At 64.6% G+C, this 21798-nt stretch carries 20 protein-coding genes; 14 read left to right on the top strand and 6 right to left on the bottom strand.

Translation table 11 applies throughout. The features are described from left to right. Together QX128_RS08515 and QX128_RS08510 are read right to left on the bottom strand one after the other, a co-directional pair. Window positions 1-233: sugar phosphate nucleotidyltransferase (locus QX128_RS08515; protein ID WP_316237203.1), on the bottom strand; the 233-nt coding region annotated here is incomplete at its 3' end. Then, window positions 230-763 (bottom strand): hypothetical protein, encoded by a 534-nt coding sequence (locus QX128_RS08510; RefSeq protein ID WP_315804660.1) that lies wholly within the window; start codon window positions 761-763, stop codon window positions 230-232. The genes QX128_RS08515 and QX128_RS08510, both read right to left, overlap by 4 nt. 1260 nt (window positions 764-2023) lie before the next feature. On the opposite strand from QX128_RS08510, the gene QX128_RS08505 reads away from it, so the two are divergent. Together QX128_RS08505 and QX128_RS08500 are read left to right on the top strand one after the other, a co-directional pair. After that, the gene (locus QX128_RS08505) at window positions 2024-2305 is read left to right on the top strand and encodes a type II toxin-antitoxin system RelE/ParE family toxin (RefSeq protein WP_316237202.1); all 282 of its coding nucleotides are present in this window, start codon (window positions 2024-2026) and stop codon (window positions 2303-2305) included. Window positions 2306-2316: 11 nt separating this feature from the next. Beyond that, on the top strand, window positions 2317-2622 hold the full coding sequence (locus tag QX128_RS08500; protein WP_316237201.1) for a HigA family addiction module antitoxin: 306 nt from the start codon (window positions 2317-2319) through the stop codon (window positions 2620-2622). A 183-nt stretch (window positions 2623-2805) separates the two neighbouring features. On the opposite strand, the gene QX128_RS08495 is transcribed toward QX128_RS08500, so the two are convergent. Then, complete coding sequence (locus QX128_RS08495; RefSeq protein ID WP_316237200.1) at window positions 2806-5043, bottom strand: P-loop NTPase fold protein; 2238 nt, start codon at window positions 5041-5043, stop codon at window positions 2806-2808. 879 nt (window positions 5044-5922) lie between these two features. Here QX128_RS08495 and aqpZ point away from each other — a divergent pair. Next, the gene (aqpZ, locus tag QX128_RS08490) at window positions 5923-6675 is read left to right on the top strand and encodes an aquaporin Z (protein WP_316237199.1); all 753 of its coding nucleotides are present in this window, start codon (window positions 5923-5925) and stop codon (window positions 6673-6675) included. Between the two features lie 133 nt (window positions 6676-6808). Then, window positions 6809-7495, top strand: a complete 687-nt coding sequence (locus QX128_RS08485) for a hypothetical protein (protein ID WP_316237198.1) — start codon at window positions 6809-6811, stop codon at window positions 7493-7495. A 45-nt stretch (window positions 7496-7540) separates the two neighbouring features. Here QX128_RS08485 and QX128_RS08480 read toward each other — a convergent pair whose 3' ends face one another. Together QX128_RS08480 and QX128_RS08475 are read right to left on the bottom strand one after the other, a co-directional pair. Further along, the gene (locus QX128_RS08480; protein WP_316237197.1) at window positions 7541-7951 is read right to left on the bottom strand and encodes a flagellar basal body rod protein FlgC; all 411 of its coding nucleotides are present in this window, start codon (window positions 7949-7951) and stop codon (window positions 7541-7543) included. A gap of 116 nt (window positions 7952-8067) precedes the next feature. Next, complete coding sequence (locus QX128_RS08475) at window positions 8068-8391, bottom strand: hypothetical protein (protein ID WP_316181055.1); 324 nt, start codon at window positions 8389-8391, stop codon at window positions 8068-8070. Between the two features lie 286 nt (window positions 8392-8677). On the opposite strand from QX128_RS08475, the gene QX128_RS08470 reads away from it, so the two are divergent. From QX128_RS08470 to glgA, 10 genes are all read left to right on the top strand, one after another. After that, the gene (locus QX128_RS08470; RefSeq protein WP_316181057.1) at window positions 8678-9625 is read left to right on the top strand and encodes a sugar-binding transcriptional regulator; all 948 of its coding nucleotides are present in this window, start codon (window positions 8678-8680) and stop codon (window positions 9623-9625) included. A 200-nt stretch (window positions 9626-9825) separates the two neighbouring features. Next, complete coding sequence (locus QX128_RS08465; RefSeq protein ID WP_316237211.1) at window positions 9826-11115, top strand: sugar ABC transporter substrate-binding protein; 1290 nt, start codon at window positions 9826-9828, stop codon at window positions 11113-11115. A gap of 352 nt (window positions 11116-11467) precedes the next feature. Beyond that, complete coding sequence (locus QX128_RS08460) at window positions 11468-12340, top strand: sugar ABC transporter permease (protein ID WP_315804652.1); 873 nt, start codon at window positions 11468-11470, stop codon at window positions 12338-12340. 4 nt (window positions 12341-12344) lie between these two features. Beyond that, entirely contained in the window at window positions 12345-13175 is an 831-nt protein-coding gene (locus tag QX128_RS08455) for a carbohydrate ABC transporter permease (RefSeq protein WP_316218065.1), read from the top strand. 15 nt (window positions 13176-13190) lie between these two features. Then, window positions 13191-14198 (top strand): ABC transporter ATP-binding protein, encoded by a 1008-nt coding sequence (locus QX128_RS08450; protein WP_316237196.1) that lies wholly within the window; start codon window positions 13191-13193, stop codon window positions 14196-14198. A gap of 47 nt (window positions 14199-14245) precedes the next feature. Next, on the top strand, window positions 14246-15019 hold the full coding sequence (locus tag QX128_RS08445; RefSeq protein WP_316181062.1) for an SDR family NAD(P)-dependent oxidoreductase: 774 nt from the start codon (window positions 14246-14248) through the stop codon (window positions 15017-15019). A 28-nt stretch (window positions 15020-15047) separates the two neighbouring features. Beyond that, entirely contained in the window at window positions 15048-16691 is a 1644-nt protein-coding gene (locus QX128_RS08440) for an FGGY-family carbohydrate kinase (RefSeq protein WP_316237195.1), read from the top strand. Between the two features lie 2 nt (window positions 16692-16693). Beyond that, a complete protein-coding gene (locus tag QX128_RS08435; protein WP_316237194.1) occupies window positions 16694-17641 on the top strand; it encodes a carbohydrate kinase in 948 nt (315 codons plus the stop codon). Between the two features lie 144 nt (window positions 17642-17785). After that, a complete protein-coding gene (gene glgC / locus QX128_RS08430; RefSeq protein WP_315804646.1) occupies window positions 17786-19051 on the top strand; it encodes a glucose-1-phosphate adenylyltransferase in 1266 nt (421 codons plus the stop codon). Further along, window positions 19048-20514, top strand: coding sequence for a glycogen synthase GlgA (glgA, locus tag QX128_RS08425; protein ID WP_315804645.1), 1467 nt, complete (start codon window positions 19048-19050; stop codon window positions 20512-20514). The genes glgC and glgA overlap by 4 nt, the downstream gene beginning before the upstream one ends. A gap of 26 nt (window positions 20515-20540) precedes the next feature. Here the strand turns inward: glgA and QX128_RS08420 are convergent, their stop codons facing one another. Further along, window positions 20541-21578, bottom strand: coding sequence for a zinc-dependent alcohol dehydrogenase family protein (locus QX128_RS08420; protein WP_316181071.1), 1038 nt, complete (start codon window positions 21576-21578; stop codon window positions 20541-20543). Between the last annotated feature and the right edge of the window lie 220 nt (window positions 21579-21798).

Genomic DNA, 21798 nt, shown 5'->3' with positions numbered 1-21798 from the left:
TCGATGCCGATCTCGGCCAGTTGCTCCAGCACCATGAAGCGATAGGCCAGGTTGGTGATGATGATCGGCCGCTCGAAAAGATCGGCATCGGAGACGCGCAGCAGCGTGTCCTGGAATGTGGAATGGGCGCCGAACAGCGGCAGGAACTGCTTCGGCCTGACCTCGCGCGAGGCCGGCCAGAGCCGGGTCCCGGCGCCGCCGCACATGATGAGAGGAATGATGCGTCCGGTCATGAAATCAACCCGTCAAATCCGATGGTAGTCGCGGTACCATTTTGCAAAATGTCCTTTATCGTCGGCGATCGAGGTTGCCGGCCGGAAGCCGATGTCGCGCTCGAGATCGCTGACATCAGCATAGTTGGTCTCGACGTCTCCGGCTGCATCGGCAACATCTTCATGATGCGCGGACGGCCGATCTCCTTCTCAAGCGCCTTCCCGAGGGCTCGCGTGGCCGGGAGCATCGAGCCCAGATCGGCTTGGTGGGCACTGTCGATCGGAACGGTGACGAAGACGCAAGCAGCCGCGGCCGTCTCGCTCGGATCGGCGGCCGTCTCGCTCGGATCGCTGGTGAAGTGCAAGTCCGGCCGATTCAGAGCGGCCGACGGGATCTCATAGCTGCTGTCCCTACCGTCTTCTAGCTTGGCCATTTGGACGACGTCGATGTCAAATCCGATCGCGGGCTGGCCGGCTTGCACGAACGCTGCCGCGACCGGCGAGCCGGCATAAGCACCGCCTATCGCTGCGATCATCAGTCCATGGGACATAAACTGGTGTTCCGGTTGTTTGCGAGGCCATTGACGCCACCCGCGGCTGTTTAGCCACTGGGGCGTCAGTACCGCAAGGGGGCGGTCTCCGCCGCGGCATCGCCTTAAGTCCGGCCCGCTATGAGGGGAGTTGCGCGTCGCGCACTCGACCTCGGAACCTTAAGAGCCAAAGTCGCCCTCGTGGGGGTGCATTCTGACTCCCCTCTTTGGATCGCGGCTCGCTCGCGTCTTTTTGGGCCAGTGAGCTCGAATTCGCAGGACGCATCATGGCCAGCGCGAGAACATTCTCTCGGCGCGTACTGGCGGGGGCCTTCATCGATCAGCCAGCGGAGATTCTCCACGTAGCTCAGGCCAGAGCGGGGGGTAAACTGTGGCGGAGGAGAGATGATCGTCGGGTACACTGGCAGGTACACGATGCCTTTGGCGCGCGAAAAACATCATATTAATCATGCTGATACAGAAATTTTCGATTCCGCCCCTGGGCACCACGCTTCGCCCTTCGGGCTACGCGTGGCGCAGCCGCGCTAGTGCCCGAAGAGCGAAGCGTGCCCGGCGTAGCCTTTTGGCGAAGCCGGGCGTTTGAGCCCCCAGCTCTCTCTTGAGCCACGCTCCCTGATCTCCAATCAACTCTGTCAAACAGCCCGCCGCTCGTCGCAGTCTTGCTGACGCCCATGCCGCCGCGGCCTCGCGGCCGGATCGGCCCGAGCTCTGCTGCAGTTGGCGTCCTCATCAATTGAGAGGGCGCAGGGAAGACCGAGTGCCGACTGGCACCCATGGCCCCCGTGCGAAAGAAGTGCACGGGGCAGGAACCACAGGCTCAGCCGGAATCAACCCGGCCTTCCCTGCGCAATGGTTTGAACGGCTGCTCCGTGCTCTCCCAGGGGACCGGGCTTGTTGCCCCCGTCATCGGGATGTCGCCGACCAAGACACCAGCATCGGGGTGTCGGGACCACACGGCTTGACCGTCCACACGACGACGTTCGTCCGCACCCCCAAGGAGATGCTGCGTCGCCCCGCGGCCACCGCTCCCCGCCGCAACGTCCCGTGACGATCGCGATACGCCCCTCTCAGTGCGGGCGGGATGGCCGGAAATGTGGAGGTGATTTGCCCGACGGCGCAAGGGGAATCAGCACGACGGGCTGTTTGTGCGGAGCTGAGATGCTCAGGCCGACGACATGTGCGTTGGTAGAAGCAGCGCGGACAACTCAGAGAACTCGACATCGTTTGACCTATGTATCATTAGGTGATACATAGGTCGGCATGATCAGAAGCTTCCGGGACAAGATCACCGAAGCTGTCTTCGACGGCGAGAACCCGAAGGGCTTTCCGTCCGACTTGCTGAAAGTGGCCCGCCGGAAGCTGCGCTATCTCAACGCCGCAGCAGACCTCGGCGACTTGCGATCGCCGCCCGGCAACCGGCTGGAGGCGCTGACGGGAGATCGTCAAGGGCAGCATTCGATCCGCATCAACGGCCAATTCCGGGTATGTTTCATCTGGACGGCAGACGGTCCGGCGAACGTCGAAATCGTCGACTATCACTGAAAGGCGCTGCAATGACCAAGAAGTTGAAGCCGATGCATCCCGGTGAAGTTCTACGCGAAGAGTTTCTCACTCCGCTCGGAATGTCCGCCGGCGCGCTCGCCAAGGTGTGCGGCCTGCCGCGAACGCGGATCGAGCGGATCGCCAGCGAGCAGACCGGCATCACCGCCGACACCGCGCTCCGGCTCGCCAAAGCACTCGATACGACGCCCGAGCTCTGGCTCACCCTGCAGACGGACTACGATGTCCAGATCGCGAAACGCAGCCTCGGCAAGACGCTCGACCGGATCGAGACGGTGAACAAGCCGCGGGCGGCGTGATGGGTGGGAGTCCGAATGTTCGCGGGCGGGGCTGAAGATTTCATGCCCCGTCACCGCAATCTTCCCAGCGCCCGCTCGCGGATATCGCCCGAATACGATCGCCATCCATGCTGGCCTCCGCACCCCAGCATCTCCCTTGCGAATCCGATTCCGAACAAAGAAGACCATTCTAGCTCGCAACCACTAAGACCTTGCTTTTTCCCAGGCCGCCATGAGAGCCGAGGCTTGGTCGCGGATAGCGCGATTCCGACTCCTCTCACCGCAAAGGTACGTGAGCCTTGTGAACGTCTCCTCCAAATCTAGGAAGTTTTCGATCGTCTGCGCGCGCAGAGGATAGGTCACCCCAGTTTCCGAGCTATTTTGCCAACCCCGCATCGCCTCCAGTGCACCCAGGAACACGGCGTCGTCTTGGACTGCTGTGGCTATGTGCTCCCTAGCACGATCTTTGTCTCCAAGCTGTATCCAACAAAAGAGTACCTCTGAAGGATAAATCAGCTTGAAAATTCTCTTCGCTCCCATCTTCTCGTATCGAGCGGTAATGACAGCAATCGAATCATCCAGTTCGTTTCTGTTTAGCCATTGGCGCTCGGGATAGCTGCGGTTGCCGGCTGGCAACCCGTGGGCGAAACCTTGGTCTCTGATCACATGCGACAGCCAACTCACAGCCTTCGCTTTGCCGACGACCTCTACAAACTGAGATGGTTTGCTTCTGTGCAAGAGCCTAGCTGACTTGCGCCAAATCTCGCTATCTCCGTACAGTTTGAAGGACTTGGTTTCACGTGCTAAGTCGTCCATAGTCAGCGCGAATGTCGCAAGCATGCCGTTGGCTTCCGCTTGAGGATATGAGTCTGCAGGCAAATCGAGAAGTCTGTCCAGCAACAGATCAACGAAATGCCCGCGGCGCTCGTGCTTGCGTTCCAATAGGCTCCACAGCACGGTTCTAGCTTTGCCCACGCCTGCGGAGCAAGCAGCGAGAAACTCCGTCACGTCACTGTCTCGAATCGCGTAAGATGGCGCCTCGAAGGCGAAGTATTGCCGCCAGTGGCTCGGACTTCCCAACCTTCTCTTGGCCTCAAATTCTCCCAGCTCCGCCCGCGTGAAGTCGAAAACTTTCTGCTTGCTCTCGTCGTCAAACACGAATGAAGCAATGCCGGGAAGGAAACTATTGATGCCAGAAATGTAGGGACGGCTGTCCCAGCCGTATATCTTCATCAGATTTTTTAGACGCTTCGCCATCTCTCCCGGCAAAGTGTCTCCGGCGCGGCCGCCATCGCGATAAGCGCCAACGCTCTGTAGGTACTCGCGGGTCCACACGTACAGGTCATGCGACTTGTGTTTTACAAGCTGAAGCCAAAGGAAATCCCAAAAATCTGAGCGGGGCGGGAGCAGCGGCCAGTTCAGCACAACGGAGTCAAAGAGCCGAGCAACGTCGCGAGGGGTCGCGAGGAACTGCCCTGCCCAGACATCGAACAGAATATGAAATCTATACTCGACGTCTCGATCAAACTGAACTCCCGTGAATTCTTTGGGAAAAGCTCGCTGCAATTTTGCCTTCAACGCACGACGGAGCGCAAAAGGCTCCTGTGGTGGAATATGGATCACCTCTTGCAAGATCTTTTCGGTGTAGCCGCGGCCATCTTTGACAAGGAGTCTACGCCTGACCTGTTCGGACAAGACGTTGGAGTCATAGCAAATGAGGTAAGTTATACACGGCAGGTCAGCTACCTTTTGAACCATCCTTAGTATCTCGACGGCGTCATCCGGCGGCAGCCGATCGACGTCGTCAATGATCACATCGAACCTTAGGTCTGCGCGATCTTTCTTTAGTCCGTTCAGCCCCGCAATGATTTCTGCTTTGAGTTGCTCAAGAGCCATCGGAGCCCCGAAAAACTTGGATATCGGACCTGTTGCGGCGAGCCCAACCGCGGCGGCGCCAATAAGGCCACTCGGATCAATAGAGGCAGCTTTGCCTAGCGGGCCTGCTAGCGCTGCGACGTACGTTCCATACTTGCGTATGGAAGAGGAGAGCTTCCTTCTTGCTCGCCTGAGTTGCCATCGTGTGAACGACGATCCGAACTCGGAAGACCCTTCGATTCTGTCGATCTCAAATGCCAATTGGCCGAAGAACGAGGCGATGAGCATGCTTTTGTCGCCCACCAGCCATGGCTCGAATCGTAGAACGTGCTGACCGGCGATCTTCTGTAGCTCGTCGGCAATGAAATTTACGAAGGTTGACTTCCCGCTGCCCCAAGGCCCGTCGATGCCGATCGCATAGCCGTCGCCACGGATTCTAGTAGCGAGAGCATCTGCTAGCTTTGTGACTACTTCGTTCAGGCCAAACTCATCGTCAGTTATGGCCGATAGTGCTTTGTCGCCAGTCAGTGACAGCTGCAATGGCTGAGGTTCACCGGTTACGCTCATCGAGGCTCCTGCGTTCAACAGGTGTCTAGCTCGGCCCATAACGAAGCGATGGAGCGCTTCTCAGATTTAAGGCTCGGAAGTCAAGCCATGATCGGCTCTAATGAATGCTGTCCTAGCGCCAATAGCGCAAGCAATGGTTGTGGTTCTCCACACTTTGGCGATACGTCACCGCAAATGTGGATCCGCGCATCCGGTTAGATGTCGATGTGACCTCTCTCACGGTCCGCCGCGCGATTGCGCGTCAAAGTATTCCCATGTGGTCCTGGCACGTCGAACAAGGGAGGTGACGACATGCGCTGGAGTGACTCAGCCAAGGGATTTGCGGTCGTCCTGGTGGTGACCGTCGCCGGAGTTCTGTCCACGACCTATGTCGACCATCGATTTGCCGCGCTCGAAGCATCCACGGACGCGACAGCCGCCCCGTCACCGACAGCCTCCGCTTGCGTCGGCGACGATGGGCGTTGGCACAATTGGCCGTGGGCGAACGTGCCGATGCTTTCGCCGGCGTGCCGGCAAGATCGATAGCGCGTCGGGCGGGGATGAGCGGAGCGTGATCCGCCATGCGGGATCATCGACGTCGGCTTTGGACCGCCGGCCGCAAGCTCGACGAGTAATCCCTCGGCAATCGAGCTGGTTCGCGGCAGGAACGAGCTTCCTCCAGGAAGGAGCGCCGACGACTGTTGGCAAGCATCGTAAGCCGGCGGATGACGCTGCGCTCATCCGCCCTACGAACTAAGCTGACTGTTGCGGACTCGAAGTTTCAGGCATCCCACGGCCACCGCGAATCCGGCTTTGACTCCAGGTTGCCGAAGTGATCATCTTCTCCATCGACGGGAGAGGCAGGGCTCCAGCCAATCACACGCACCCAGGGAGGCGATGATGAACGGCACCAACAACAAGCTCGTGGCGGAGGCGATCGGGACGTTCTGGCTCACCTTCGGCGGTTGCGGCAGTGCGGTGATCGCGGCCGGGGTGCCCGATGTCGGGATCGGCATGCTCGGCGTGGCGCTGGCGTTCGGGCTCACGGTGGTGACCATGGCCTATGCGATCGGGCACATCTCGGGCTGTCATCTCAATCCGGCCGTGACGGTCGGGCTGGCGTGCGGCGGGCGGTTCCCGACCGGCCTGATCGTGCCCTACATCATCGCGCAGGTGGTCGGCGCCATCGTCGGCGCGGCCGTGCTGTATGCGATCGCCAGCGGGGCGCCGGACTTCAGCACGGCGGGCGGCTTTGCCGCCAATGGCTATGCGGAGCATTCGCCCGGCAAATATGGGCTCGGGGCCTGCCTGCTCAGCGAGTTCGTGCTGACGATGATGTTCCTGTTCGTGATCATGGGCGCGACCCATGGCAAGGCGCCGGCCGGATTTGCGCCGCTGGCGATCGGGCTGGCGCTGACGCTCATTCATCTGATCAGCATCCACGTCACCAACACCTCGGTGAACCCGGCGCGCAGCACCGGGCCGGCGCTGTTCGTCGGCGGCTGGGCGCTGGCGCAGCTCTGGCTGTTCTGGGTAGCGCCGCTGCTCGGCGGCGCGGCCGGCGGCTTCATCTATCGCTGGCTCAGCCCGGAGCCGGCCGGCGAGGTGACGGGCGAGCGCGCCGGGCAGGGCGTGGTCGCGAAGAGCGCGTAAGGACGTCTCCTCGCGTGGTCGGATCGGGCCATGTCGCCGCATGGCCCGATGGGCGTCGCGCGGCGCTTGATCGCCGCCGGCTCCGTCGGATAATGCGTGCCTTGTCAGCGTTCAATTTCTGCAAGGTGCGGCGATGAGCCGAAGGAACAACGAGCCGCTGTCCGATCGGGTCGCCAGGGCGGCCGAGGCGGTGCTGGCCGAGCAGCATTATGTCAGCGTCGCCGACGTGTTCTGCGGCCTCGGCTGGCTCGATGCGTCGCTACTGCAGCAGTGGCGGCGCGGGCAGGCCGGCACGCTCGAGGAGGTCATACGCTCCAGCCTCCCCCGCATCAGCGAGGCGATGACGCATGTTCGCACCTGGGCGCTCGCCAAGGGGCTGACCCCGAGCGAGGCCGCCTATGTCGCGCAGACGCCGCGCCGGCAGCCGCTGCAGTTCAGCCGCGGCAATGATCCGGCACGCGAGGCGCTGTTTCGGACGCATTGGGTCTCGTCGGAGCTCTCCGCGAAGAAGCGCAAGCGTGTGGCGGAGAAGGCGAGCCGGGCGCCGGAGCTGGTGGCGATCGTGCCGACGCGGGACGGCTGGAGCTGTCATCGCTGCGGCGGAACGGGCGATCTGCTCATGATGGAGGATGGCGGTCCGGCGTGTCTCTCATGCGTCGGTCTCGGCGATCTCGTCTTTCTGCCGGCGGGCAACGCGCTGCTGTCGCGGCGGGCCAAGGCGAAGAGCAAGCGTCATGCGGTGGTGATGCGTTTCAGCCGGACGCGCGGGCGCTATGAGCGGCAGGGGCTGCTGGTCGAGCCGCAGGTGCTGGCCGAATGAGGTGACGCCGCTGGATGAGCGGCCGGATCCACCGGCCGGTCGGGCTCATACCTTCATGTCGATCACGGTCTTGCTCATCTCGTCGCTCGCCTTCAGCACTTTCGCGTTCGCGGCGAAGCTGTATTTGGCGACGAGCTGGCTGATCATCTCCTGCGCGAGATCGACGTTGGGCGCGGCGACCAGGCCGTCCTTGTTGGCGAACGGCGCGGAGGGATCGTAGCTCGCGGACGTGCCCGAGCTCGACCGCGTGATGGTCGTCTGCGTGCCGCCGCCGGCGACATCGCTCTGCACCAGCTCGAGCGGGTCGTAGGCCTTCGGCGCGCCGGCCGGCAGCGTGCCGTCGGCGTTGGGCAGCGCGCCCGTGCTCCGGGCATTGGCGACGTTCGAGGCGGACACCTCGAGCCGGCGCGAGGCGGCTTGCATGCCGGAGACTGCGATGGTGGCGGTGGGACTCATGGCGGCGCTTGCTGGTGACGTGATGCGCCAGCTAAGCCCGCGGCGCACCAAGCAAGTGTCAAGACCGCCGATGAGACTCGAGCGTCCGGCGTAAGGTCCTGTTCACCATCACGATCTCAACCCGGCCTGTTCGGATCATCGCGCAGCAGCGCCAAGGCGCTGGGCACGTCCTTGGCTGCGGAGACGAGTACATATTCGCCACGCGCCGCGCGGACGCCGCCGGTGACCACGACCGCCCGCTTCGGGCACAGGCCGAAGCAGCTCGTCATGACGATGCGCGCCGGCTTCTCGCCTGCGCCGTGACCAGAGCTGTCGTGGGATTTCAGCGCGTGCTTGATGGCCTTCCTGATTTCCTTGGGGTCATCGCTGCGCTTCAGGCATTTGCGGCAGACGAGCACCGGAGCGGCGCGGCGGGGGCGGACGAGAGCTGGGAGGGCCATGCCTCCGAGCTAAGCGGCCGGCCGAGGCGCCGCATCCCTCGCGGATGCGCAGCCGTCGTGCGGCGAGCGAGGTTCCGGGGCTTGGGTTGCAACCTTCCGAGCCTGGGCTATTGCCCATGATCGGGGCATATGATCTGGTCTGAATGACCCGGCCGCGTCCGGCTGGGGATGGTGGCGGGCTTCGGTTCCCGGCGCCGTGGCGGCCATGCCATAGTGCCGGCCGATCACCGTCGCGCCCCTGCTCGGCCGGGGGACGACGTGTCTGAGAAGGAGACCGCTCTGCGTCATGGCAGGCGACAGCGAAAAATCCCGGCTCGACGACGCCGCCCGCGCCGGCTGGCTGTATTTCATCGCCGGCCACACCCAGGACGAGATCGCCCGGATGCTGCAGGTGTCGCGCGCCTCGGCGCAGCGGCTGGTGTCGCTGTGCCTCGCCGAGCGGCTGATCACCTTCCGGCTCGAACACCCGATCGCGTCCTGCATGGCGCTCGCGGCGCAGCTCAGGGAGCGGTTCGCGCTGGTGCATTGCGAGGTGGTACCGACCGATCCGGCCGCCCCGGCGGGCGCCGCGGGGATCGCCGAGCGCTGCGCCAACCTGCTGGAGACGACCTTGCGCGCCGAGACGCCGGTCATCATTGCGCTCGGAACGGGGCGGGCGGTGCGCGCCGCGGTCGAGCGCGTCTCGCCGATCGATCGCCCGGAGCATCAGATCGTCTCGCTGGTCGGCAACATCCTGGCGGACGGCTCGGCGAGCTTCTTCGACACCGTCGGCCGCCTCGCCGACCGCACCGGCGCGCGGCATTATCCGATGCCGCTGCCGTTCCTGATGGGCAGCGAGGACGAGCGCGACCGCATGGTCCGGCTGGATGCCATCGCCAAGGTCAAGGCGGTCGCCGACAAGGCCGATCTCAAGCTGGTCGGCATCGGCCAGATGGACCAGAAGGCGCAGATGCATGTCGACGGCTTCGTCACGCGCGACGAACTCACCGAGATGATGCGGCTCGGCGCCATCGGCGAGATCACCGGCTGGGCCTATGACGCCGGCGGCAAGGTGATCGCTGGCGGCACCAACCGCCGGCTCACCAGCATTCCGCCCGAGGTGCCGGCCCGCGCCATGACCATCGCGGCGGCGCTGGGGCCGGCGAAGATCCCGGCGATCCGCGCCGCACTGACCGGTCGTCTCATCAATGGCCTGATCACCGACGAGGCCACGGCGCGCGCCGTCCTGGGGTGAATGCCCGCGGCGCTGCGCTTCCTTCTATCAAAGTCCGATCTCTGTCGCGCCGCACAACCTGTGGGCGCCGGCGCATGCTTGACAAAGCCCGACCAGTGTTGTGAACATCAGCTCAGCCCGTGAGCATATATTCAAAAGACACGGGAAGGGAGGAGACCGTGAAGACCATCTTCACTCGGACGAGCACGCTTGCCGCCCTGATGGGCGCCGCCACGCTGCTGACAGTTACGCCCGCACTGGCGGAGACGAGCCTGACCATCGCCACCGTCAACAACGGCGACATGATCCGGATGCAGGGCCTCACCAGCGAATTCACCAAGGCCAATCCCGACATCTCCGTGAAATGGGTGACCCTGGAAGAGAACGTGCTGCGCCAGCGCGTCACCACCGACATCGCCACCAAGGGCGGCCAGTTCGACATCCTCACCATCGGCACCTACGAGGTGCCGATCTGGGCCAAGAAGAACTGGCTGGTGCCGCTCGACGAGCTCGGCGCCGACTACGACGCGAACGACATCCTGCCCAAGATCAAGGACGCCGTGTCGGTCGACGGCAAGCTCTACGCCGCGCCGTTCTACGGCGAGAGCTCGATGGTGATGTATCGCACCGACCTGTTCGACAAGGCCGGGCTGAAGATGCCGGAGAGCCCGACCTGGGACTTCGTCATCGACGCCGCCAAGAAGCTCACCGACAAGCAGGCCGGCGTGTTCGGCGTCTGCCTGCGCGGCAAGGCCGGCTGGGGCGAGAACATGGCGTTCCTGACCGCGATGTCGAACTCGTTCGGCGCGCGCTGGTTCGACGAGAAATGGCAGCCGCAGTTCAATACGCCGGAATGGAAGAAGACGCTGTCGACCTATGTCGAGCTGATGAAGGAGGCGGGACCTCCCGGCGCCAGCTCGAACGGCTTCAACGAAAATCTCGCGCTGTTCAATTCCGGTAAATGCGCGATGTGGATCGACGCCACGGTCGCGGCCTCGTTCGTGACCAACCCGAAGGACTCCAAGGTCGCCGACAAGGTCGGCTTCGCGCTGGCGCCCAATGCCGGGCTCGGCAAGAACGCCAACTGGCTGTGGGCCTGGAGCCTCGCGGTGCCCGCCGGCTCCAAGAAGGTCGAGGCGGCGGAGAAGTTCATCGCCTGGGCGACCAGCAAGGACTATCTCAAGCTCGTCGCCTCGAAGGACGGCTGGGCCAACGTGCCGCCGGGGACGCGCACCTCGCTCTACAAGAACGAGGAGTACCTGAAGGTCGCGCCGTTCGCCAAGCTGACCTTGGCTTCGATCGACGCCGCCGATCCGAACCATCCGACGGTGAAGCCGGTGCCTTATGTCGGCGTGCAATACGCCGCCATTCCTGAATTCCAGGGCATCGGCACCGCGGTCGGGCAGCAGTTTTCGGCCGCGCTCGCCGGATCGATGACAGTGGATGCGGCGCTCGCGGCGGCACAGTCCGCCACCGAACGTGAGATGAAACGCGCCGGCTACATCAAATAGGCGCGCCAAGTCTATCAGCTCGACACGAAACTCCTCCCGAGCTGATCACTGGCGGCCATCCCTCCCCACAGGGATGGCCGCATTTTCTCTCCGATGCGGATGGGACCTGCGAGCATTCGTAGGGTGGGCAAAGCGAAGCGTGCCCACCGCGTCACGACAACGGTTAAGATGGTGGGCACGGCGCTTTCGCGCCTTTGCCCACCCTACGGGAAGCCCCGGACTCCGTCATTGCGAGGAGCGAAGCGACGAAGCAATCCAGAGTCACGCCCGCGACCCTGGATTGCTTCGCTTCGCTCGCAACGACGGCGGTTTTTACCGAGCAAGCAGTTCATCGAGCAGACGGACAGCAGCAATGGCCACCAGACAGACGCAACTGCTCGCCCGGGCGCTGATGTCGCCGGCGGTGATTCTGCTGTTCATCTGGATGATCGTGCCGCTGGCGCTGACGATCTACTTCTCGACCTTGCATTACAGCCTGCTCGATCCCGGCTCGGAAAGCTTCGTCGGCTTCGAGAACTTCACCTACTTCCTCACCGATCCGGCCTTCCTCGCCTCGCTGCAGAATACGCTGGTGCTGGTCGGCTCGGTGCTGCTGCTGACCATCGGCCTCGGCATTCCCCTTGCGATCCTGCTCGACCAGCCCGTGATCGGCCGCAACATCATCCGCCTGATGGTGATCGCGCCGTTCTTCGTGATGCCGACGGTCAGCGCGCTGGTGTGGAAGAACCTGCTGATGCACCCGGTGTCCGGCCTGTTCGCGTGGATCGCGACCTCGCTCGGAATGACACCGGTCGACTGGTTCACCGACGCGCCGCTGCTCGCGGTCATCTTCATCGTGGCCTGGCAGTGGCTGCCGTTCGCCACGCTCATCCTGCTGACCGCGCTGCAGTCGCTCGACGAGGAGCAGAAGGAGGCCGCCGAGATGGACGGCGCCAGCGCGCTGTCGCGCTTCATCTACCTGACTGTGCCGCATCTGGCGCGCCCGATCACGGTGGTGATCCTGATCGAGACCATCTTCCTGCTCACGGTGTTTGCCGAGATCTTCGTCACAACCGGCGGCGGGCCGGGGCTGCAGACCACCAACATCGCCTTCCTGGTCTATTCGCAGGCGCTGATCCAGTTCGACGTCGGCACCGCCTCGGCCGGCGGCCTCGTCGCGGTGGTCATCGCCAACATCGTCGCCTTCTTCCTGGTCCGCATCGTCGGCCGTAACCTCGAGGCGTAACACCATGGCGCGCAAGGTCACCGGACGTCATGTCGCGATCTCGACCGTGGCCGCGTGGCTGGCGGGGTTCGTGATCTTCTTCCCGATCCTGTGGATGGTGCTGGCGAGCTTCAAGACCGAGCTGGAGGCGTTCGCGACGCCGCCCTCGTTCCTGTTCTTCCACTGGACCACCGAGAACTACGTCACCGTGCAGGAGCGCAGCGACTATCTGCACCACGCGCTGAACTCGCTGATCGTCGCCGGCGGCTCGACCCTGATCGCGATGCTGATCGCCATTCCGGCGGCGTGGTCGATGGCGTTTGCGCCGACCAGGCGCACCAAGGACATCCTGCTCTGGATGCTCTCGACCAAGATGATGCCGCCGGTCGGCGTGCTCGTTCCGATCTATCTGATCTACAAGAACATGGGGCTGCTCGATACGCGGACTGGGCTGGTCTTCATCCTGTGCCTCGGCAATCTGCCGATCGTGATCTGGATGCTGTTCACCTACTTCAAGGAGATCCCCAAGGACATTCTCGAGGCAGCGCGAATGGACGGCGCCACGATCGGGCGCGAGCTGATCTACGTGCTGACGCCGATGGCGATCCCGGGCCTCGCCTCGACCCTGCTGCTCAACCTGATACTGGCCTGGAACGAGGCGTTCTGGACCTTGAACCTGTCGACCCTGGAGGCGGCGCCGCTGACGACCTTCATCGCCTCCTATTCGAGCCCCGAAGGCCTGTTCTGGGCGCGGCTGTCGGCGGCTTCGACGCTCGCGATCGCGCCGATCCTGATCATCGGCTGGTTCAGCCAGAAGCAGCTCGTGCGCGGGCTGACCTTCGGCGCAGTGAAGTAATAAAGGGGCTGAATCATGGGACGGATCACGCTTGAGGGTGTGCAGAAATCGTTCGGGCCGGTCCACATCATCAAGGGCGCCGACCTCGACATTCCCGACGGTGCCTTCGTGGTGTTCGTCGGCCCCTCCGGCTGCGGCAAGACCACGCTGCTGCGCCTGATCGCAGGGCTGGAAGATGTCTCCGGCGGCCGCATCCTGATCGACGGCAACAATGTCGTCGACGTGCCGCCGGCCAAGCGCGGCCTGTCGATGGTGTTCCAGTCCTATGCGCTGTATCCGCACATGAGCGTGCGCGGCAACATCGCCTTCGGCCTGAAGATGGCCGGGCTGCCAAAGGCCGAGATCAACAGCAAGGTCGAGGCCGCCGCGGCGACCTTGAACCTCACGCCCTATCTCGACCGCAAGCCGCGCGAGCTCTCCGGCGGCCAGCGCCAGCGCGTCGCGATCGGCCGCGCCATCGTGCGCGAGCCGAAAGCGTTCCTGTTCGACGAGCCGCTATCCAATCTCGATGCCGCGCTGCGGGTGCAGATGCGGCTCGAGGTGACGCGGCTGCAGAAGCAGCTCGGGACCACGGCGATCTACGTCACGCACGACCAGGTCGAGGCCATGACCATGGCCGACAAGATCGTGGTGCTGAACGCCGGCCGCATCGAGCAATATGGCTCGCCGATCGAGCTCTATCAGCGCCCCGCCAATCTCTTCGTCGCCGGCTTCATCGGCTCGCCGAAGATGAACTTCATCACCGGCGCGGAAGCGGACAAGCACCATGCGACCACGATCGGCGTGCGGCCCGAGCATGTCGCGGTCGTCGATGAGGGCGGCGGGGGCTGGCTCGGCAAGGTCGTGATCGCCGAGCATCTCGGCAGCGACACCTTTCTCTACGTCGACGCCGGCGCGCTGGGCACGCTGACAGTGCGCGTCGTCGGCGAGAAACGGCTCAGTGCCGGCGACGCTGTAACGCTGCGGCCCGAGCCCAGCCGCATCTACCGCTTCGACCAGAGCGGCAATTCGATCTTCGCATGAGAGGTGACGTCCCCTCCGGGCGTCAACGACAACAACGGACCACGACGATGTATCTCGAAAAATTCAAACTGAACGGCAAGACCGCGTTGGTCACCGGCGGCGGGCAGGGCATCGGCCTGGCCTGCGTCGAGGCGCTGGCGGAGGCGGGCGCGCATGTGGTGATCGCCGATCGGGATGCGAAGGCGGCCGCGGACGCACAGGCGGCGATGAAGGCCAAGGGCTTCACCACCGAGACCGCGCTGATGGACGTGACCAATTCGGCGCAGGTTACGGCGGTCGCCGACGATCTGGTGGCGCGCTACGGCAAGGTGGACATCCTCGTCAACAATGCCGGCATCGCGCGCAGCGAGACACCGGCCGAGACCGTCACCGACGAGCACTGGCTCAACGTGCTCGATGTCAACCTCAACGGCACCTTCTGGTGCTGCCGCGCCTTCGGCCAGCACATGCTGGCGGCCAAGAGCGGCAGCATCGTCAATATCGGCTCGATGTCCGGCTTCATCGTCAACAAGCCGCAGGAGCAGTGCTTCTACAATGCGTCCAAGGCCGCGGTGCACCATCTGACCAAGTCGCTGGCGGCCGAGTGGGGGGCGCGCGGCATCCGCGTCAACGCGGTGGCGCCGACCTATATCGAGACGCCGCTCAACGCCTTCGTGAAGAGCAATCCGCGCATGTACGACGCCTGGATCGGCGGAACCCCAATGGGCCGCATGGGTCAGGTCGAGGAGATCGCCTCGGTGGTGCTGTTCCTGGCCTCCGAGGCGGCAAGTTTGATGACCGGCAGCGTCGTCGTTGTCGATGGCGGCTACACTTGCTGGTAAGCTCTCGTCAAATTGACGGGAGCGGAACATGCAGGCCTTTGTCGGTGTCGATGTCGGCACGACCAGCACGCGCGCCGGAATTTTCGACAGTCACGGTCGGCTGCTTGCCGCGGCGCGGCATCCGATCCAGACCTGGCATGAGGCCGGCGATGTCGTCGAGCAATCGTCCGACGACATCTGGCGCGCGTGCTGCGCGTCGGTCAAAGCCGCGCTGGCGGAAGCGGGGATCGCGCCGGATCTGATCAGGGGCATCGGCTTCGATGCGACCTGCTCGCTGGTGGCGCTCGATCCCACGGGCGCGCCGGTCACGGTCAGCAGCTCCGGCGACGCCCGCCGCAACGTCATCGTCTGGATGGATCATCGCGCGCTGACGGAGGCACGCGACATCAATGCGACCGGGGACGACGTGCTGCGCTATGTCGGCGGCTCGATCTCGCCGGAAATGGAGATGCCCAAGCTCTTGTGGCTGAAGCGGCATCTCCGCAAGAGCTTCGACGCCGCCGGCCACTTCTTCGATCTGGCCGACTTCCTGACCTGGCGCGCGTCAGGCTCGCTGGCGCGCTCGATGTGCACGGTCACCTGCAAATGGAATTATCTCGCCCACGAGACGCGCTGGAGCGCAGCCTATTTCCGGCGCATCGGGCTGGACGATTTCGTCGCAGACGATTACGCGCGGATCGGCACCGAGATCGTCGCACCGGGCACGCCGCTCGGCCACGGGCTGTCCCGCGTCGCAGCCGAAGAGCTCGGGCTGGCCCCGGGCACGCCGGTCGGCGCCGCGCTGATTGATGCCCATGCCGGCGGCATCGGCGCCATCGGTGGCCGAGCGGCTGACGGCGGTGAGGTGAATGTCTGCGACCGCCTCGCCTACATCATGGGGACCTCGGCCTGCATCATGGCGACGACGCAGGCGCCGTCCTTCGTGCCCGGCGTATGGGGACCTTATTATCAAGGCATGGTGCCTGGGTCCTGGCTCAACGAGGGTGGCCAGTCCGCCGCGGGCGCGGCGATCGACCATCTGCTGCGCTCGCACCCGGCCTCTGTCGAGGCGACCGCTGCGGCGCGCGCGGAAGGGCTCGACCTGATCAGCCTGCTCGAAAAACGGATCATGGCGCGGGTGCCCAATGCCGGCAGTGCGGCGCTGCTGGCCCGTGATCTCCACATTCTTCCGGAATTTCTCGGCAACCGCTCGCCCTATGCCGATCCGGATTCGCGCGCCGTCATTGCTGGCCTCGATCTAGATGCCGATATCGCGGCGCTGGAGCGGCTGTTCGTGGCGGGGTTGTGCGGGCTCGCCTATGGCCTGGCCGACGTGATCGATGCCTTCGCCGCCAATGGCGTCACCAGCCGCACGCTGGTGATGGCCGGCGGCGCCTCGCGCAGCCCACTGGTGCGCCAGATCATGGCCGATACGACCGGGTTGACGGTGGCGCTGCCGGGGACCCAGGAGCCGGTGCTGCTCGGGGCGGCCATGCTGGGCGCGGTCGCCAGCGGCGCCTTCCGCTCGATCGTCGACACGATGGCCTCGATGTCCACGCTGGGGCGTCTCAGCGACCCGACCGATCCGAACATCGCGGCCTTCCATCGCCGCAAGCGGCGCATCCACGGCATGCTACGGACGCTTGATCGCGAGAGCCGTTCCGTGATGCATGGGGGCCACGGGGAGGCATGACCATGATCCTGAGCTGCGGTGATGCGCTGATCGATTTCGTCCCGGCCAGATTGCCCGACGGGCGCGATGCCTTGCGGCCCGTGGTCGGCGGCTCGTGCCTGAACGTCGCCGTCGGTGTGGCCCGGCTCGGTGCGCCCACGGGCTTCGTCGGTGGCATCTCGACCGACCTGTTCGGCAGCATGATCGCGGCGCATGCGGAAGGCTCGGACGTCGATCTCGGCTATGCCACGCGCAGCGCCGACCAGACCACGTTGGCCTTCGTGCGCCATGTCGGCAACGAGGCGCAATACGCCTTCTACGACGCCGAGACCGCGGCCCGGAAATGGACCTTCCGGCCCGGCGCGATCCCCTTTGCAGAGATCAACGCCATCCATGTCGGCTCGACCACGCTGATCCACGAGCAGGGCGCCCGAGAGACCCGTGCGCTGATCGCCGCGACGCAAGGCGGGGTGACGATCTCGTTCGACCCGAACTGCCGGCCGAATCTCGTGACCGACAAGGCCGCCTATTGCGCCGGCATGGATGGATTTGCCGCGAGCGCCGACCTGATCAAGATGTCGGATGTGGATTTCGACTATCTGCATGGCCACGACGATTACGCCGCACGGGCCGACGCGCTGCTTTCGCGCGGCACCAGCCTGGTCGTCGTCACCCGCGGCCCCAACGGGGCGCTCGGCTGGCATGCGCAGGCCGGCGCGGTCGAGGTCTCGGTCCCCCAGGTCGAGGTGGTCGATACGATCGGCGCCGGCGATACGTTCCAGGCGGGGCTCCTGTTCGCGTTGCGCAAGCTCGGCCGCATCGGCCGGGAGGCCCTGAAGGCGTTGAGCCAGACTGAAATGCGCAAGGCGCTCGCCTTTGCCGGGGCGTGTGCGGCCGTCACCTGCACCCGCGAGGGCGCCGACCCGCCGCGCTGGGACGACATGGCTGCAACCTGGGATCGCCTGGGCTGAAGCACCCCATTGCACTCGTCATTCGGAACTGGTTGGCTGTTCCCCCGTCATATGTGAGGTCCGGACAGCGGAGCGCGATCGCGAAGCGTCCTTGTCGGGGCCGCCGAAATCATGACGCGACAACGAGTTGCAGGGAGGAGAACTATGGCAGTCGCCGCCAGGACCGAGCCGCTGTCCCGTCACGCGCTGGCCTTCGTGCTGGCGGGCGGCCGCGGCAGCCGCCTGCTCGAACTCACCGACCGGCGTGCCAAGCCGGCGGTCTATTTCGGCGGCAAGTCGCGCATCATCGATTTCGCGCTGTCGAACGCCGTCAATTCCGGCATCCGGCGCATCGCCGTGGCGACACAGTACAAGGCGCACAGTCTGATCCGGCATCTGCAGATGGGCTGGAACTTCTTCCGTCCCGAGCGCAACGAGAGCTTCGACATCCTTCCGGCGAGCCAGCGCGTCTCCGAGACCATGTGGTACGTCGGCACGGCCGACGCCGTGTACCAGAACATCGACATCCTCGAGACCTACAACACGAAATACATCGTCGTGCTGGCCGGCGACCACATCTACAAGATGGACTACGAGCTGATGCTGCAGCAGCATGTCGACCAGCGCGCCGACGTCACCGTGGGCTGCCTGGAGATGCCGCGTGAGGAATCCTCAGGCTTCGGCATCATGCACATCAACGATGACGACACGATCCGCGACTTCATCGAGAAGCCGGCCGATCCGCCGCCGATGCCGGGCAAGCCCGACAAGTCGCTCGCCAGCATGGGCATCTATGTGTTCGACGCCAAGTTCCTGTTCGAGGAGCTGAAGCGCGATGCTGCCGACCCGAACTCGAACCATGATTTCGGACGTGACGTCATTCCCCACATCGTCAGGAACGGCCGCGCCGTCGCCCATCAGTTCTCGCGCTCCTGCGTTCGTGCCGATCACGATCCGCGCAGCTACTGGCGTGACGTCGGAACCGTCGACGCCTATTGGGCCGCCAATCTCGACCTGACGGACGTCGTGCCGGAGCTCGATCTCTACGACCGCTCCTGGCCGATCTGGACCTATTCGGAGATCACGCCGCCGGCTAAATTCGTTCACGACACGGATGGCCGCCGTGGCGAGGCGACCTGCTCGCTGGTCTCCGGCGGCTGCATCGTCTCCGGCGCACAGGTGCAGCGCTCGCTGCTGTTCACCGGGGCGCACCTGCATTCCTACGCCAGAGTGCAGAACGCGGTGCTGCTGCCCTACGTCAACGTCGCCCGCCACGCCCGCCTGACCAACGTCGTGGTCGACCGCGGCGTGCAGATTCCGGAAGGGCTGGTTGTCGGCGAGGATCCGGAGTTCGACGCCAAGCGGTTCAGGACCACGGAGAACGGCGTGACCTTGATTACCCAGCCGATGATCGATGGGCTCAATTCATGACGCCGCTGCGCGTTCTGTCGGTTGCCTCCGAGGTCTATCCCATCGTCAAGACAGGCGGTCTCGCCGACGTCGTCGGCGCGCTGCCCTGGGCGCTGCTGGCCGAGGACGTCGAGGTCCGCACGCTGATTCCCGGCTATCCCGCCGTGATGAAGGCGCTGGAGCAGGCCAGCGAGATCAGCTCATTGCCGAACTTCTTCGGCGGCAACGCCCGGCTGCTCGGCGGCAGCCATGGTGCGCTCGATCTGTTCGTGCTCGATGCGCCGCATCTCTACGACCGCGAGGGCAACCCCTATCTGGGGCCCGACGGCAAGGATTGGCCAGACAATGCGTTCCGCTTTGCCGCGCTGGCCCGCGCGGCGTCCTATATCGGGCTCGGCGCGGTGCCGGCCTTCGTCCCCGACATCGTCCACGGTCACGACTGGCAGGCCGGGCTGGTGCCGGCCTATCTGCTCTACAGCCACCGGCCGCATCCGGGCACGGTCATGACGGTGCACAATCTGGCGTTCCAGGGCCGCTTCCCCCGTCATTTCCTGCCGCCGCTCGGACTGCCGCCGGAATCGTTCTCGATCTACGGCCTCGAATATTACGGCGACATCAGCTTCCTCAAGGCGGGGTTGCAGTTCGCCGACAAGATCACGACGGTGTCGCCGACCTATGCGCGGGAGATCCAGAGCGACGAGCACGGCATGGGCCTCGGCGGCCTGCTGCGGCAGCGATCGTCCGACCTCGTTGGCATCCTCAACGGGATCGACACGGCGGTGTGGGATCCCGGCAGCGATCCGGCGATCGCCTCTCATTTCGGCATCGACCGGATCGAGGCGCGGGCGCCCAACAAGGCTGCGCTGCAGACGCGCATGGGCCTGCAGGTGGCGCCGGAGACGTTCCTGCTCGGCGTCGTCAGCCGGTTGACCTCGCAGAAGGGGCTCGACCTGCTGCTGTCCTGCCTGCCGACCTTGACCAGTAGCGGCATCCAGCTGGCCCTGCTCGGCGACGGCGAGGCCGAGCTGCGCGACGCGTTCCGCGCCGCGGCCGCGAACGATCCCGGAAAGATCGGCGTCGTCATCGGCTACGACGAGGGCTTGGCGCATCTCATCCAGGCCGGCTGCGACGCGCTGGTCGTGCCGTCGCGGTTCGAGCCGTGCGGGCTGACACAGCTCTGCGCGTTGCGTTATGGCGCGCTGCCGATCGTCACTGCGGTGGGCGGTCTCGCCGACACCGTCATTGACGAGACGGAGGCCGGCGTCGCCGCGACCGGGTTCAAGTGCGCGTCCGTGACAGCGGAGGCGCTCGACCAGACCCTGCGCCGCGCCGCTGCGGCCTTCTACGCCGCGCGCAGCAACGCCTCGAATTGGACCCGCATGCAGCTCAACGCGATGCTGACCGACGTCTCCTGGCGCCACCGCGCCGGTCGTTATGCCGAACTCTACCGGCAGATCGTCGCGCAGCGGCGTCCGGCAGGCTGAGCGCCGCGGCGTGCGGGTCAGGACGCCTATGTCTCGATGAGAACCTTCAACGCATGGGTCTTGGCCGCGGCGCCGAACGTCTCGTAGGCATCGAGGATCTGATCAAGCCTGAAGCGGTGGGTGATCAGCCGCTTCGGCTCGAGCTTGCGCGACTGCACGGTCTTCAGCAGCATCGGCGTCGTCACCGTATCGACCAGCCGTGTCGTGATCGCGATGTTGCGGTCCCACAGCTTCTCCAGATGCAGATCGGCCTTGACCCCGTGCACGCCGACATTGGCAATCACACCGCCGGGGGCGATGATGTCTTCGCAGGTGACGAACGTCGCGGGCACGCCGACCGCCTCGATCGCCGTGTCGACGCCGCGGCCGTTCGTCAGGGCCATGACCTTGTCGACCGCCTTGCCGTCGGTGTTGTTGATGACGCTGGTGGCGCCGAAGCGGGTGGCGACCTCGAGCCGGTTGTCGTCGAGGTCGATCATGATGATCTCGGCCGGCGAATAGAATTGTGCCGTCAGCAGCGCCGCCAATCCAATCGGACCGGTGCCGACGATCGCCACCGTCGAACCCGGCTCGACCTTGCCGTTGAGCACGCCGCATTCGAAACCGGTCGGGAGGATGTCGCTCAACATCACCAGCGCGTCCTCCTCGGTGCCCGCGGGCACGTGGTAGAGGCTGGTGTCGGCGTGAGGCGTCCGCACATACTCCGCCTGGGTGCCGTCGATCTTGTTGCCGAGGATCCAGCCGCCGTGGCGGCAGTGCGAATACATGCCGCGCCGGCAATAGTCGCACGTTCCACAGGCCGAAATGCAGGAAACGATGACGTGGTCGCCCGGCTTGAACGCGCGCACGGCGCTGCCGACCGCATCGACCACACCGACACCCTCGTGACCGAGAATGCGGCCCGGCGTACATGTCGGCACGTCACCCTTGAGAATATGAAGGTCGGTCCCGCAGATCGTCGTCTTCAGGATTTTGACCACCGCGTCGCCCGGCTCGATGACGGTCGGCTTCGGGCGCTCGTCCAGGGATTTCTTGCCGGGACCATGATAGACCAGGGCTTTCATGACTTACCTCCGCAGGTTTCTGCCCGGAGGATGGATGGCGCAAGAGAGGTCGCGCGCCGTTGAGGCGTATCAATCCTGACCAGAGTCCCTATCACTATCGTGTGTCCCGGGTGGCCAGGGCGAGATGCGGACGGCGGACGCGCGTCGCGCCTCCAATGCAGTCCAGCCCGGCTCAGATCACATGCGCATCGCTCTGGACGCATCGGCGCGGCTCGCGGAT

It is taken from the genome of Bradyrhizobium sp. SZCCHNR1015 (genome assembly GCF_032489875.1).
In the GTDB taxonomy this organism is placed as follows: Bacteria; Pseudomonadota; Alphaproteobacteria; order Rhizobiales; family Xanthobacteraceae; genus Bradyrhizobium.
Note: the sequence above shows the minus strand (reverse complement) of the source record. Positions and strands in the feature narration are given on the sequence as shown.